11 protein-coding genes and 5 pseudogenes are annotated in these 12,859 nt (G+C 61.0%); 8 read left to right on the forward strand and 8 right to left on the reverse strand.

Annotation, left to right across the window (positions count from 1 at the left end):
* Positions 1-30: 30 nt before the first annotated feature.
* The 3 genes and pseudogenes from traF (at position 31) to J4G43_RS51990 (ending at position 1,534) form a co-directional block, all read left to right on the forward strand.
* On the forward strand, positions 31-534 hold the full coding sequence (traF, locus tag J4G43_RS51980) for a conjugative transfer signal peptidase TraF (protein ID WP_035680224.1): 504 nt from the start codon (positions 31-33) through the stop codon (positions 532-534).
* A gap of 54 nt (positions 535-588) precedes the next feature.
* Positions 589-914: pseudogene (locus J4G43_RS51985) on the forward strand (nitrilase-related carbon-nitrogen hydrolase); the annotation flags it as partial.
* A 14-nt stretch (positions 915-928) separates the two neighbouring features.
* Positions 929-1,534: a TraH family protein gene (locus J4G43_RS51990; RefSeq protein WP_035680223.1), complete on the forward strand. Its 606-nt coding sequence runs from the start codon at positions 929-931 to the stop codon at positions 1,532-1,534.
* 30 nt (positions 1,535-1,564) lie between these two features.
* On the opposite strand, the pseudogene J4G43_RS51995 reads toward J4G43_RS51990, so the two are convergent.
* Positions 1,565-1,686: pseudogene (locus tag J4G43_RS51995) on the reverse strand (type II toxin-antitoxin system VapC family toxin); the annotation flags it as partial.
* Between the two features lie 15 nt (positions 1,687-1,701).
* Between J4G43_RS51995 and J4G43_RS52000 the strand changes: the two are divergent.
* The gene (locus tag J4G43_RS52000; protein WP_208089780.1) at positions 1,702-2,091 is read left to right on the forward strand and encodes a hypothetical protein; all 390 of its coding nucleotides are present in this window, start codon (positions 1,702-1,704) and stop codon (positions 2,089-2,091) included.
* Positions 2,092-2,279: 188 nt separating this feature from the next.
* On the opposite strand, the gene J4G43_RS52005 is transcribed toward J4G43_RS52000, so the two are convergent.
* On the reverse strand, positions 2,280-2,465 hold the full coding sequence (locus J4G43_RS52005) for a hypothetical protein (protein WP_157783850.1): 186 nt from the start codon (positions 2,463-2,465) through the stop codon (positions 2,280-2,282).
* A 99-nt stretch (positions 2,466-2,564) separates the two neighbouring features.
* On the opposite strand from J4G43_RS52005, the gene tnpA reads away from it, so the two are divergent.
* Entirely contained in the window at positions 2,565-2,993 is a 429-nt protein-coding gene (gene tnpA / locus J4G43_RS52010) for an IS66-like element accessory protein TnpA (protein ID WP_035680217.1), read from the forward strand.
* A gap of 460 nt (positions 2,994-3,453) precedes the next feature.
* On the opposite strand, the gene J4G43_RS52015 is transcribed toward tnpA, so the two are convergent.
* A protein-coding gene (locus J4G43_RS52015; protein ID WP_208089781.1) for an IS3-like element ISRj2 family transposase occupies positions 3,454-4,583 on the reverse strand; the annotation gives its coding sequence in 2 pieces (ribosomal slippage) (positions 3,454-4,331 and positions 4,331-4,583; 1,131 coding nt in all).
* 160 nt (positions 4,584-4,743) lie between these two features.
* On the opposite strand from J4G43_RS52015, the pseudogene J4G43_RS52020 reads away from it, so the two are divergent.
* Together J4G43_RS52020 and J4G43_RS52025 are read left to right on the forward strand one after the other, a co-directional pair.
* Positions 4,744-5,169, forward strand: a pseudogene (locus J4G43_RS52020) (transposase); the annotation flags it as partial.
* Positions 5,170-5,598: 429 nt separating this feature from the next.
* The gene (locus J4G43_RS52025; protein WP_081494241.1) at positions 5,599-5,793 is read left to right on the forward strand and encodes a hypothetical protein; all 195 of its coding nucleotides are present in this window, start codon (positions 5,599-5,601) and stop codon (positions 5,791-5,793) included.
* Here the strand turns inward: J4G43_RS52025 and J4G43_RS52030 are convergent.
* The 5 genes and pseudogenes from J4G43_RS52030 to J4G43_RS52050 form a co-directional block, all read right to left on the reverse strand.
* Positions 5,774-6,525: pseudogene (locus J4G43_RS52030) on the reverse strand (IS6 family transposase). The gene J4G43_RS52025 and the pseudogene J4G43_RS52030 sit on opposite strands and share 20 nt — an antisense overlap.
* A 255-nt stretch (positions 6,526-6,780) precedes the next feature.
* Positions 6,781-7,818, reverse strand: coding sequence for a zinc-dependent alcohol dehydrogenase family protein (locus tag J4G43_RS52035; protein ID WP_208089782.1), 1,038 nt, complete (start codon positions 7,816-7,818; stop codon positions 6,781-6,783).
* Complete coding sequence (locus J4G43_RS52040) at positions 7,815-8,975, reverse strand: hypothetical protein (RefSeq protein ID WP_225005930.1); 1,161 nt, start codon at positions 8,973-8,975, stop codon at positions 7,815-7,817. The genes J4G43_RS52035 and J4G43_RS52040 overlap by 4 nt, the downstream gene beginning before the upstream one ends.
* Positions 8,976-9,280: 305 nt before the next feature.
* A complete protein-coding gene (locus J4G43_RS52045; protein WP_208089783.1) occupies positions 9,281-10,345 on the reverse strand; it encodes an IS630-like element ISRj1 family transposase in 1,065 nt (354 codons plus the stop codon).
* Positions 10,346-10,387: 42 nt separating this feature from the next.
* Positions 10,388-11,944 carry an ISL3 family transposase gene (locus tag J4G43_RS52050; RefSeq protein WP_208089784.1) on the reverse strand — a complete coding sequence of 519 codons (1,557 nt, stop codon included), beginning with the start codon at positions 11,942-11,944 and terminating at the stop codon, positions 10,388-10,390.
* A gap of 175 nt (positions 11,945-12,119) precedes the next feature.
* Between J4G43_RS52050 and J4G43_RS52055 the strand changes: the two are divergent.
* A pseudogene (locus tag J4G43_RS52055) lies at positions 12,120-12,848 on the forward strand (IS110 family RNA-guided transposase); the annotation flags it as partial.
* Positions 12,849-12,859 lie beyond the last annotated feature (11 nt).

A 12,859-nucleotide genomic window follows, 5' to 3' on the forward strand; every position in this document is an offset into this window, starting at 1 on the left:
GCCGTTCAGCGTCGGCGAGCATCCGCGATCATGGCGGCCGGCGGCGTGGCGATGATAGCGATCGCCGGCATCGCCTGGCTCGGCGGCTTGCGCCTCAACCTGACGCCCAGCGAGCCGCTCGGGCTCTGGCGGATCGTGTCGTTCGATCGGCAAATCGCCGTCGGCGATCTCGTGTTCGTCTGCCCGCCGGCTGGGTCAATATCCGCCTTCGGCCTCGAGCGCGGATATTTTCGGCGAGGATCATGCTCTGGCGGCGCCGCGCCGCTGATCAAGACCGTCGTCGCGCTCGCGGGTGCGCGCATCGACATCGGCGCCGTGGTCATGATCGACGGCGTGCTGCTGCCCCGATCGCGCCTCAGCCCCGTCGACGGTCAGGGACGACCGCTTCCGCCTGGGGTGGGGGGTGTCGTTCCGCCCGGCAATCTCTTCCTTCACTCGCCTTTCGCAGGTTCCTATGACTCGAGGTATTTTGGGGCGGTCCCGGAGGCCGGTCTCCTCGGCCTGGCGCGGCCTGTCCTCACCGTCGATCCTTGATCCCGGCGCGCCGCCTTTCTCGCCGTCGCGGCGGCGCTTGGCTGGTCGGGCGATACGGTTCTCTATCGCGCCCGCATGCCTGTGCCCGTGTCGATCTGGCAGCCCCGGCGGACATGGCTCGGGGAGAGCGGCGGTGCGCGAGCGACCTTCGCAAGATCCCGTCGTCGATATCGCCGGCCGCCGGGTGGCGTCGTTGATCTGCTACGAGCAGCTTCTGATCTGGCCGGCCCTGCAATCGATGCCGCACCGGCCGGATACGATCGTCGCCATCGCCAATGGCTGGTGGGTGACCGGCGCCCCCGTCCCCGCGATCCAGCGCGCCGCCGTCGAGGCCTGGGCGGCTGTTCGGTCTTCCCCTCGTCACCGCTTTCAACCGCTGAACAGGAATTCGCCCATGGCCATCGATGCCGATCTCATCCAGAAATGTGCTGATCCCGCCCTGAAGCCCGCGATCGTCGAAAAATTCTTGCACGCCGCCGGGTCGCCCGATCCGCTCACCGTGACGGTGCGCAACGGCGACCGCATCATCCTGGTACCGCCGGTCAAGGCGCCCGAAGAAGCGCTTGAGCTTGCCCGCAGCTATATCGGTCGAGCCGTCGTGCGCGTCGGCATCACGCAGTATCCGGCCGGTCTCGGCGTGAAGGATCCGTCGGAGTTGTCGCCGGATCTGTTCGACGCTTGCAGGAACATCCGCACGGGCACGGCCCTGTTCGGCAAGGTCTGGCGGATCGTTTGGAAATGGTATGGCAATCCGACCGATGATAGCGTCAGGGCGCAGGTGTTCGACGATGCCGTCGAGGCCTGGAAGCGTGGGCAATTTGAGGGGACGGCGGTGTTCACGGCTCACGATCCTGGCGGGCCGAAGCCGCCGGAGCCGAAGCGGGAGGAGGCGCCTCAGCCGGCTGCGGTGGCGCCATCTCCGCAGGAGCCGGCGGCCAACGATCCCAACAAGTCGGGCATCCGCATCGACCTGTCCGGCGTTGGCGGGCGCGCTCCGTGAATGTGGCGGACTCGACGCATCCGGCGGGGGCTATGCTGCGGCGATGTCGATTTGGCTGAAATCATTGCCCTCTTGAACAAGAGCGGCTCGCCGGTCGCCTTCGCCAGGGTGTAGGAAAAGCAGTCGCCATCGTTCAAGCCGGCTGTGTGCCGAGAGGTTCTGGCAGCTTGATCGCCCGCCTCAATACGTCGCCTTCCTCAGCCGGTTGTCACCCACTTTCCGCCATAGCTCGTTTGTCGGGCAAGCAGCAGTTGTGTAGGGTGAAGCTTTCAATTGTCCATGGGGCTAAAATGAAAGCGTTGACTAGATTCGCGTTTGTATTTGCTTTGTCGTTATTCGCGGGGGCCGCTCTTGCTCAGCAGGTCTCAAATGATCAGGCTTGGGTCGAACTCAAGAAGCTCGATTGGAAATATGGTCCAACGCAGATGTCTGGTTGCATGAACGACGACGTGATTTCCATCAAGCGCAGATCGCTGTTTCCAGTCGCGATGATTTTGCTGGTTGGCATCAGCCTGCTCGCGCTCGCCTACGAGGTTGGCGCTCTCATCGCGCAGTAGTGCGCACTCCGCGTTGACTACGCCGAAGCGAGACCTCGGGGCTGGGGGCCATGGGGTGAGGTCTCGCCGTCGTGCGGTGGTTGGGTTTCTCAGCCTTGGAGGTGCTGAGGACGTCATCGAACGCCCTTTCGAGCAGTCCGTCAATAGGTACGTCCGGCGAGCGCTCCGCGCTGAACCGCGCTGAATGATTACACCAGCGGTCGCCGGAATGAGATCACGTCCCCGTCCGCCGCCCGGATCGCCACACGAGCCAGCTCCATCACGTCGAAGCCGAGATCGGCGACCGCCTCGGCAATGCCTTGTCGGTCCATCTCGCGGACAATCGCCTCGGCGACCTTCATCAGTCGAGCTGTTTCGGCGGTCTGGTCGTTCACTAATCCTTGACAGCGGACATCAGAGCGCTGTTCAGCGGCCACCTTCCGGATGGCGGGGTGATCTGCGAGTCTGCGGTTTGTTTGAACCGTAGGCTTAGAATGGACACAGTGCATACTGCTATCACGGAGCCGGTGCGGCGGCTCGAGGTCTTCACCGGAGCCGGCCGTCGGCGGAAGTGGAGCGACGAGGACAAGGCGCGGATCGTTGCGGAGATCGTGGCAAGCGGCGATTCGGTCTGTTCGGTAGCGCGGCGGTATGGATTGTCGCCGCAGCAGTTGTTTGGCTGGCGACGTCAGCTGCGAGAAGCAGCAGGCGGTCATTCCCGAGAGGACGAAGTTCAGTTTGTGCCGGCGGTGGTTGACGCCGTGGTGCCGGCGCCGACTGTTCACCGGGATCGTAAAGCGGTGCGCAAGGCAGATAGCGGGATCATCGAGATTGAAGTCGACGGCATCACGATCCGAGCCGGTCGTGGAGCGGACACCGCGATGATTGCGTCGATCGTCCAGGCGCTAAAGGCGAGCCGGTGATCGGTCCGTCAGGCGCGGTCCGGGTGATGGTGGCGACCAAACCGGTAGACTTCCGCTATTATGCGGAGTGCGCGGCAGGAAGTTGCTGCCCGCCGCGGTTTTCTCGTATGTCCCCGTGGGTCGGTCAAAATCCCCCGGGTATGGTCACTTGAAACTCCCCCACCCGATGATCGCCGTCAGCGCCGCTGAACAGCAGTAGCCGGTCAGGCAGGACGTTTATGTTCGACCCCTTTAGCCAGCAAGGGGCCGGGGAGTTGAACGTCTTGAAGCGACATCTGCAAAGCACCGTACTTACATTACTTGATCGCAACACCAGAGCTGGCCCCGGTTGTTTGGACAGCGCCCCGCTGGATTTAAGTGGATTCCTGCCGGGTTATGCTGAACGCGGGGCTTTACGGTTTTGTCGTTGCGTCGGGAGGGCGTAGCCCGACCAGAGCGACGACAAAACCGTCGGCGACGGTCATGCGGCCATCACCATAGCTTGCGTGCCGAAGTAAGCCTCGTCGGGCGTGCGCCCGTCAAGGCTCGAGTGAGGGCGTCCCTGATTGTAGAAGGCCAGATACTTGGCAATTGACGCTCGCGCCTCGGACACGCTGTCGTAGGCGCGGAGATAAACTTCTTCGTATTTGACCGTGCGCCAGAGCCGCTCGACAAACACGTTGTCGCGCCAGGCGCCCTTGCCGTCCATGCTGATGGCGATCTTCGCGTCCAGCAGCACATCGGTGAACTCGAGGCTGGTGAACTGGCTGCCCTGATCCGTGTTGAAAATCTCGGGCCTGCCGTGCTTCGCCAACGCCTCCTGGACCGCTTCGACGCAGAAGGCCGCCTCCATTGTGATCGAGACGCGATGGGCCAGGACCCGTCGGCTGAACACATCGACGACCGCCGCGAGATAGACGAAGCCACGCCGCATCGGAATGTAGGTGATGTCCATTGCCCACGCATGGTCGGGCCGCTCGATCTTCAATCCGCGCAACAGGTACGGGTAGATCTTGTGACCCGGAGCCGGCTTGCTCGTGTTCGGGCGACGATAGACCGCCTCGATCCCCATGCGCTTCATCAGCGTCGCGATGTGGCGGCGACCGGCGTATACGCCCTCCCGCCGCAGCAACGATCGCAGCATACGCGCTCCCGCGAAGGGATAATCGAGATGCAGCTCATCGAGCCGACGCATCAAGGCAAGGTCCTCGGCCGAAACTGGCCGAGGTTCATAGTAGACCGTGCTGCGAGCCAGCTTCAGGACCTTCGCCTGGCGCACGATAGAAAGATCATGATCGCGGTCGATCATCGCTTTGCGCTCAGCAGGCCCGCCTTGGTGAGCGCGCCGGACAAAAAATCGTTTTCGAACGCCAGCTCGCCGATCTTGGCATGTAACGCCTTCAAATCGACCGGCGTCTCGGCCGATGTCTTGTCATGCCCAAACACGCCGGCGGCGCCTTCCAGGAGCTGGTTTTTCCAGATCGTGATCTGGTTCGGATGAACATCAAACAGTTGCGCCAGCTCCGCCAGTGTCTTGTCGCCTTTGACCGCAGCCAAAGCAACCTTCGCCTTGAATGCCGGAGAATGCGTCCGGCGGCTCTTCTTCGTCATCTTCGCTCCTGATTCGCAGCAAGAATCCTCGCCGCTGTCAGGCAGAAAATCCACTCAAGCTACTGTCCGAATTTGCGGGGCCAGCTCTGAGTGCCGGGATCTACTCGCACAAATTGACGCGAAGACAAACCGTATCGAGGCGAAGACGAAACAGCTCGCCGAGCTTTCCAGAACCAACGTCACGGCACGGCGCCTTCAGACCGTGCCGGGTGTCGGACCAATGATTGCCCTGGCAATTGAAGCCTTCGCACCTGCTATGGGGACCTTCCGTTGCGGGCGTGATTTTGCGGCGTGGCTTGGGCTCGTGCCACGGCAGTTCTCTTCCGGAGGCAAAGAGCGGCTTGGACGCGTATCGAAGGCAGGCCAGGCTGACATACGCCGACTTCTGATCATCGGTGCGATGTCGCATGTGAGAGCGGCAAGCCGCAAACCGCACGCGCCGGGTTCATGGCTGGCCCGGATGCTGGCGAGGAAGCCGAAAATGCCCGTGGCGGTCGCGCTGGCAAACAAGATGGCGCGAAGAATCTGGGCAATGGTGACGAAACAAGAGGATTACCGGGAGCAAGCGTTGATGGGGGTCGTATGATTTATACTGAGCTGAATGCGCTGACACACCGGTAAAAGAGGTGTGAGAAGTCGATGAGCTGAATGGGCGCATGATCGAACCGATCCGGATCAGGAAAGCCAGTTTAGCACTAAGAGCGTAGCAGCTCGGAAAGTCGATTTTTGGAGCCCGATCCGCAGATCAGCATACCGGCCAGCGGTCTTTGGAATGCCGCAATCAAAGGCCTGACAGAAGACCGCACTCGATCACACGTTCAATCGGTCAGAAACTTCTTGCATAACGGGCGGCAACCACAGAAGTGCTAGGCTCAGGACCTATTAATTTTGATTGATGCGTGATTGTCAGCCAGCAAGGTTTTACCAACCATTCACGCTTCCTGCTCTGGCCGCTAACGGATCGAAAACAGTTTTGCCGCAAGTTCGCGCCCGGGACAAAAGGGAAGATCCAGACATGACCGGGCTGGCCGTTATGGAAAATGTGCGCCGCTACCGTGCAATAGCTTCGATATGCCGCCAGACCGCGGCATTTCGACCGGTACAGCGCTGCTCTCTGCTTACGCAGGCTGAGGAGTGGGAGCGCCGGGCGGTTGTAGAGCTCGAAAGACACTTCGAAAGGCATCGTCAACTTAATCGACCGCCGAGCTGAAGGAGGCGCTACTCAAAGGTTCGAGAGTCGGCGATAGCGCTTGTCGTGGAGATCTCGCGCCAAGTCGCAAAGGCTCGCTCGCGCGAAGCGCGACGGAAGTCGGTCGTGACGGCTCCGGGCTAGGGATGTGGAAAAGGTTCGACCTGATTGTGAACTGACAGAAACCGTTGAGCCTGATGGGACGATTTGAAACGCTTCATGATCCGCTCGCGTCGCCGCGTCGGCTGATGAGAATTCTCGGCCCGATTGTTGAGAGCTTTGTGCTGGCTATGTTCGACGTCAAAGCCCATCTTCGCCCTCGCAGCGCCGTACGAACGCAGCTTGTCCGTGATCATCACGCGCGGCGGCGTGCCGGCGGATTTCAAGAACTTCACCATTGCGCAGCGCGCGAGTCTCTTCGGCGCCGGATCAAGACGTCGAGAACGAAGCCATTCTGGTCGACAGCGCGCCAAAGCCGATGTTGTTCGCCCGCGACGAGATAACGACCTCGTCCAGATGCCATTTGTCACCGCGAGCGGGTGCGCGCTGGTGGATCCGATCGGAGAACGCCTTGCCGACTTTCCGCCCCCACTGGCGCACGGTTTCATAGGTCACGCCAATGCCACGCGCCGCCAGCATTTCCTCGACCATGCGCAAGCTTAAGGGAAACTGGAAATACAACCAAACGGCATAGCTGATCACTTCCGGTGGGAAGCGATGGCGGCGATAAAGAGGGTCCCGGGTGGTCGGCATGGCCCGTCGTCTACCCCCTCGGCCGCTCTAATTCGTTAACTTGATGGTGACGTCCTGACGCCTGTAGCAGCGGAAAGCTCAAGATGCTGAGGCTTGTGCGCTGCTCGGCCATCTCCTTTCGTAAATTGCTATCGCCTGTGCCGCGGCGGCGATGCGCGCCCTTCGATTTCGTTCGTTGCAACTTCAGACACTTTCGTCCTGGGCTGTGTCGACCTCTTTCTTCCGCCCGCCGACACCACTACCCTCCTCGTTGTGTTATGTCTCGATGATCACTTTCAAGGCCCCGGTCTCTGCCGCACGCGAGAACATGTCGTAGGCGTCCATGATCTCGTCGAGCTTGAAGCGGTGTGTAATCAGCAGCTTCGGTTCGATGCGGTGGGAAACGACCGTCTTCAGCAGCATGGGCGTCGAAACAGTGTCCACCAGCCGCGTGGTGATCGATATGTTCTGGGACCAGAGCCGTTCCAGATGCAGATCGACCTTGACGCCGTGTACGCCAGCGTTTGCCACGACGCCGCCCGGCGCGACAATGTCGGTGCAGAGTTTGAAAGTCGCCGGTACACCGACGGCCTCAACGGCGGCATCCACGCCCTCTCCCCCCGTCAGCGCGCGAACCTTCTCAACTGCTTTGCCGTCGGCGCTGTTGACCGTCTGTGTCGCGCCAAACTGGCGCGCAATGGCGAGGCGCTTGTCATTGACATCGATCACGATGATCTCGGCAGGCGAGTAGAATTGTGCGGTCAGCAGCGTAGCCAAGCCGACGGGGCCGGCACCGACGATGGCGACGGCGGAGCCGGGCGAGATCTTGCCGTTGAGCACGCCGCACTCGAATCCGGTGGGAAGGATGTCGCTGAGCATGACGAGAGCTTCCTCATCGACCCCATCAGGCAAATGGTGGAGGCTGGTGTCGGCATGCGGCGTCCGGACATATTCGGCCTGCGTGCCGTCGATCTTGTTGCCGAGGATCCACCCGCCGGTGCGACAGTGCGAATACATACCTCTCCGGCAGAAGTCGCATTTGCCGCAGGACGATATGCAGGAGATGAGGACGCGGTCACCCGCCTTGAAAGCGGTCACGCCACCACCAACCTGGTCAACGACGCCCACGCCCTCATGGCCTAGGATTCGGCCGGGCTGACAGGTCGTTACATCGCCCTTGAGGATGTGGAGATCAGTGCCGCAGATCGTGGTTTTCACGATCCGCACGATGGCGTCTCCGGATTCCAGGATGGCCGGTTTCGGTCGCTGCGCGAGAGACTTTTTACCGGGCCCCTCGAAGATGAGCGCTTTCATTTCGCATCACCTCCTTGCGTATTCAGTCCGCCGGTTTTGCCTCGGGCAATTGCCACCGTCGCCCGGTAGAGCCGAACCGTGTAGTTCCAGACTTTGGTGATCGGCAGGCAGTTTTGGATCTTGCCGTCGTAGCCTCCAAACTGGCACCGCAACTGAGCCGTCCGAGCCAGCCGCGCACTGAGCTTGCGAACGCATCGGTGGTCATGCCGGCATACGGCACCGCCATTAATCTGCACCAGGCCCTTCTCGCCGCTGGCGGCAAGCGCCCCGCTGTCCTTCTCCAGAATCGCTTTGAACGGCTGCCGCGGAAGAGCGCGCGCTCGACCACGCTGATCTCGGCGTCGAGTACAGGATCGTGGGCAGCGAGCCGCAATGCCTCGATCGCATGCGTGGCGCGACCGGTTCGAACCGTTGCAGCCAGTCGCGCGCGAACACGTCGCGCAATACGCCTCACGACCGGCGTGCGCCGCTCGCTGACGGGTTTGCCTCGACATGCAGGTCACCGCATCGAAATGCGTCACGTCGATTCTTTGCGCGCCGACGTCTGAAGCGACGATTGAGCGGGGTAGAGCTTGAGCCCGTCTAGGACAGCAAATTTCGCCGGCGACAACAGCATCGTCGGAATGCCCTCGGTCCTCGATAGTGACGGTTCGCGTCACGGCATTCCCGGTCTCGAGCAGATCCGACGAGCGATTGATGGTCTGCGCGATCGACAGACTGCCTGCAGCGAGGAAGGGCTGCAGATCGGATGCCACATGCGGGATGAAGGTCTGAAATGCGATCCGCGGGAGCGTGAGCGTTGCCTCGCGTGTGGCCGGCGGATCGGCCGCGCAAATGGCGACGATCGTCAGGCCAGAGATCGCATAGCTGCCCGGCTCCTGCGGATGGATCGCGAATTCGAACCGGACGCCGCCATAAGTGAGGCCGTCGCGCTCTTCGCTCTCATTGGGGCTGCTCAGCTGGCGCGTCAGGGCATTGCGCGGTTGGAAGTCTGGCAGCTTGGGCGGCGCCGTCATGTAGTTCGGCGCCAGCACCTCGATCCGCTGCGTGGCAGCCTGTCTCACCACGACGCACGGCGGATCGAGCGTCACCCGCAGGATCGGCTCGGGCGTGTGTTCCTGAGCGTGGGCCGCGCATGGCGCGAGCAAGCCAAGCATCGGGGCTGCGTTAGGCTGCGGATACCTCATTGCTTCGCTCCCGCAGGCTGCGTCGCATCCTAGTGGGCAAATCTCAGCTTGAGAAATCAGCAGGCGTGGCCTGAACCTGTCCAGGCTTCGGCGGCGCGGGGCGTGGTCAAGTCTGCCGGTGTAACCTGATCTTCTTGCCCCCCTTCTGGGTTGGGTGGATCCGACGGCCTGCCAAATAATCAAGTCCCTCCATCGACGACAATTGCCGCAAACGATCAACTACCAATACTCGCAATTGACTGCCGATGGAGGCATGACCACCCTAGTACCCGGAATCAGAGCTGAGTGATACGGCGGCCTTTGAAACGGCGTTGACGGACCTTTTTCTTGGTCCAGACGAAGGGCTCGGCTCTGTCGTTGTATGCGTTGACGTAGGCATCGATGTGTTCCTGAAGCTGCTTGAGGCTCGTGAAGGAGGTGCCGCTGAGCGACTGCCCCTGCAAGATGGAAAACCATACTTCGACCTGATTGAGCCATGACGCACTTGTCGGCGTGAAATGAAATTGCACGTTGGGGTGGGCCTTGAGCCAGTCCTCGTTCTTTTTATGGGTGTTGAGGTTGTCGAGGATGACGTGAAGCTTGCGGTTCGGAAAAGCCGCGGTGACGCTGTTCATGAAATCGAGAAACTCGACGCGGCGCCGGCGTTTTGAATGGGTCGCGATGATCTTTCCGGTGGCGACTTCGAGCGCCGCAAACAATGTTGTGGTGCCATGCCGCTTGTAATCGTGGCTTTGGCCGGTTAAGGCGCGGCCATTGGGCAACTTCAGATAACCCTGCGCTCGCTCCAAAGCCTGGATCGAGGGCTTCTCGTCCACGCACAGCACAATGGCCTTCGCCGGCGGCGCGACATAGAGGCCGACAACATCGGCGGCTTTGGCCGTAAAGTTCGGGTCGTTGCTCTCGCACCAGGACTTGCGAGCCACCAGGTCAATCTTGTGGCTGCGCAGGAACCGCCAGACATATTGGACATCGACATCGCCCAGCGCCTCGGCCAGCAGGGGGCCGGTCCAGCGCGCAAACCCTTGCGGTGGCGGCTTATCCAGCAGCTTCAGAATCCGCTTGTCGGTCGTCTTCGTATAGATCGGCTGCTTGCCAGGCCGCGGCTTGTCTTGCAGCCCTTCAAGGCCATGGTCGGCATAGCGATGCCGCCAAAGGCTGACAATCCGCGGCTGGACCCCAACTTCCTTGGCGATCGACCGGGTGCTGCGCCCATCCGCCGCCAACAGAACTATCCGCGCCCGCTTCAAATCGCGCTGCAACGTCACCGGAGAGCGATAACACGCCTCAAGCACCTTGCGATCTTTCCTCGAAAGGTGGACTTCTCTTGCTTCGGGTATCATCCCGACCTTGAATCACGACTCACGTTCCAAGAAAAGTGGGTACTAGATGGCGCCTTTCAAGCGGGCTTGCAGGAGGTCGATCTTCGCCCGTCCATACATCTGGCGTTTTACGAGCTTTAGTTTAGTGATCTGCCCTTCTGTCTGGCCATTGGACCAAGGCTCGGTGATGGCGGCACGGACGGCGGCTTTGTCCTTGATGATGCCACTCGCAAAAGAGGCGATCAGGCTCAAGCTGGCGGTGGCGATCCACGGATCGAGATCAGCGAAGAGCTTCTTGCGTACCATGGCCTGAAAGCTTTCGACGAGCATGCGGGCTTCGACGAGTGTGGGAACGCGCGCCTCGATGGCGGCGATGGTGATCGTATCTGCTTTGCTGAGATTGTCGCGCGCCGTGGTCATCAATCGTGAGATTGTTCTCGCGGATGGAACTTTTTGCAGTTGTTGATTGGTCGCCTTCTCGGCCCGTCGTCGCCGTGTCGTCCACTCACTGACTACACGCAAGGAGCCTCGGAAGCCTTGCCCTTGCAAACGACGCCAGAGCTCTGCGCCGTTACGGCAGCCCTCGCTCCATTGCGCATCCAGAAAGGGCAAGTGGGCATCGAGCGTGCTTTGCCGGGTCCGGAAGACATCTGTACTCTCGCCGCGACTGACTTGGCGAACGAGTTTACGGCTGTGTCCTGTTCGACGGACAATCTCCTTGAGTGGCACAGCGTCTCTGACGAGCTCCATGATGGCGGCATTCGTCTGCTTGCGCCGGAGATATCCTTCATACTGCAGCCTTTCCGCGCAAGTGAGCAGTTTTGGATTGATCGTCGTCGCACCGATTGCGGCGCGGATCACCCGCATGGAACGGCGCACCGCGTTGAGGAAGGCCGCGCTTGCGTTCTCCATCAGGTGCCAACGGTCGGCGACCTGGACGGCGTCGGGCAGCGCCTTTGCCGCGGCCTCACCGTAGCCGCCGCCACGGTCGCGCGATACGACCCTGATCTCCGGATGGTCGGAAAGCCAAGCCCGCACCGTTGCAATCTCGCGATCTGGAAGCAGGGTTACGATCCGCCGCCTCTCCAGATCGCACACGATTGTTCCGTAGCGATGGTTCTTGCGAAAAGCCCAGTCGTCAATGCCGGCGACGATCAGAGGCTCCGTTCGCGGGCGGGTTCGTCGCCTGACAACCCGAAGCAACGTATCGTTGCTGACCGGCAGCATCAGCCGTTTAGCGAAGCTCGCCGCTGGTCTGCCGCCGAGTGCCAGCCCCAGATGGTGGACGATACATTCCAGCCGTGCCGTCCGGCGCGACCGGGTCGGGAGAATATCGTCCCCGAACCGTTCAGCGAAAATCCGTCGCCGACACTGAGGCACCTCGCAAACGAAGCGCCGCGTGATCACGCGGAGCCGTATTTCCTTCCCGGAACACGGCAAATCCGCGACTCGTCTGTCATATCGGCTATGGATTCGGCGCGATCTCGCCCCGCACAGTGGGCACCCGGCTGCATCGCCCTCGGATCGGACGGCTAAAATAATCGAGTCAGATGACTCACTTACGCTCTCGATAACCAACCCACTCGGCACAAGCGACGAGATTCGAATACCGACTCGCATGGCTGATTCCCCCGTTGGAGAACCGCAAACTCGGCAGACAAAATCATCAGATGTGAGTCAGATGGGGTATTCGGCCTGTTGCTGAGCCCCGCGTTAGCAGGGTGCTGCGCTTCAGGTTGATGATAAACGTGGTCTGTTTTCGAACAGCCACAAGCATCAGACGGAGAAGCGCAGCATGAAACATTACGCTGGACTGGACGTGTCGGTCAAAGAGACGTCCCTGTGCATTGTCGACGAAACGGGCCGCATTTGCCGGGAAGCGAAGTTGGTGAGTCACCCGGACGATCTTCTTGCTGCACTCAACGATCCGATTTGGCGGTTTGATCGGATTGGGCTCGAGGCTGGACCGCTGTCGCAATGGCTGTTCAGCGGGCTGGCGGAGGCTGGCCTGCCGGTAATCTGCATCGAGACGCGACATGCCAAGGCGTTCCTCAAGGCGCAGGTGAACAAGAGCGACCGCAATGATGCGCGTGGCATTGCGCAGATGATGCGCGTCGGCTTGTTCCGGCCTGTCCACGTCAAGACCCTGATCAGCCAAAAGCGACGGGTCCTGCTTGCCGGTCGCAAGCTGCTTCAGGAGAAGGCCATTGCCATCGAGAATGACATTCGTGGGCTGTTACGCAACTTCGGCTTGAAGGTCGGAATTGTGGGGGTGATCGGCTTTGAACAACGTATCCACGAACTCGTCGGCGGTCAGCCGGAGCTGGCCGAACTCATGGAACCGCTTCTCGTCGCCCGACGCGTTTTACGCGAACAGTTCACACAACTGCATCGCAAAGTGCTTCTGCTTGCCCGGGAAAGCGAGGTCTGTCGTCGGTTGATGACGATCCCTGGTGTCGGCCCCGTCACGTCGCTGGCCTTTATCAGCACCCCGCGGGTCACTTCAAATTCCTCCGGGTGTGGTCAGTCAAATTC

This window comes from Bradyrhizobium barranii subsp. barranii, from assembly GCF_017565645.3.
GTDB lineage: Bacteria > Pseudomonadota > Alphaproteobacteria > Rhizobiales > Xanthobacteraceae > Bradyrhizobium > Bradyrhizobium barranii.

Excerpts from the sequence above, each read along its gene's own strand:
- traF (WP_035680224.1), top strand. The coding sequence starts at position 31 with ATGGCGGCCGGCGGCGTGGCGATGATAGCGATCGCCGGCATCGCCTGG.
- J4G43_RS51990 (WP_035680223.1), top strand. The coding sequence starts at position 929 with ATGGCCATCGATGCCGATCTCATCCAGAAATGTGCTGATCCCGCCCTG.
- tnpA (WP_035680217.1), top strand. The coding sequence starts at position 2,565 with ATGGACACAGTGCATACTGCTATCACGGAGCCGGTGCGGCGGCTCGAG.
- J4G43_RS52025 (WP_081494241.1), top strand. The coding sequence starts at position 5,599 with ATGACCGGGCTGGCCGTTATGGAAAATGTGCGCCGCTACCGTGCAATA.
- J4G43_RS52035 (WP_208089782.1), bottom strand. The coding sequence starts at position 7,818 with ATGAAAGCGCTCATCTTCGAGGGGCCCGGTAAAAAGTCTCTCGCGCAG.
- J4G43_RS52040 (WP_225005930.1), bottom strand. The coding sequence starts at position 8,975 with ATGCTTGGCTTGCTCGCGCCATGCGCGGCCCACGCTCAGGAACACACG.
- J4G43_RS52045 (WP_208089783.1), bottom strand. The coding sequence starts at position 10,345 with ATGATACCCGAAGCAAGAGAAGTCCACCTTTCGAGGAAAGATCGCAAG.
- J4G43_RS52050 (WP_208089784.1), bottom strand. The coding sequence starts at position 11,944 with ATGCGAGTCGGTATTCGAATCTCGTCGCTTGTGCCGAGTGGGTTGGTT.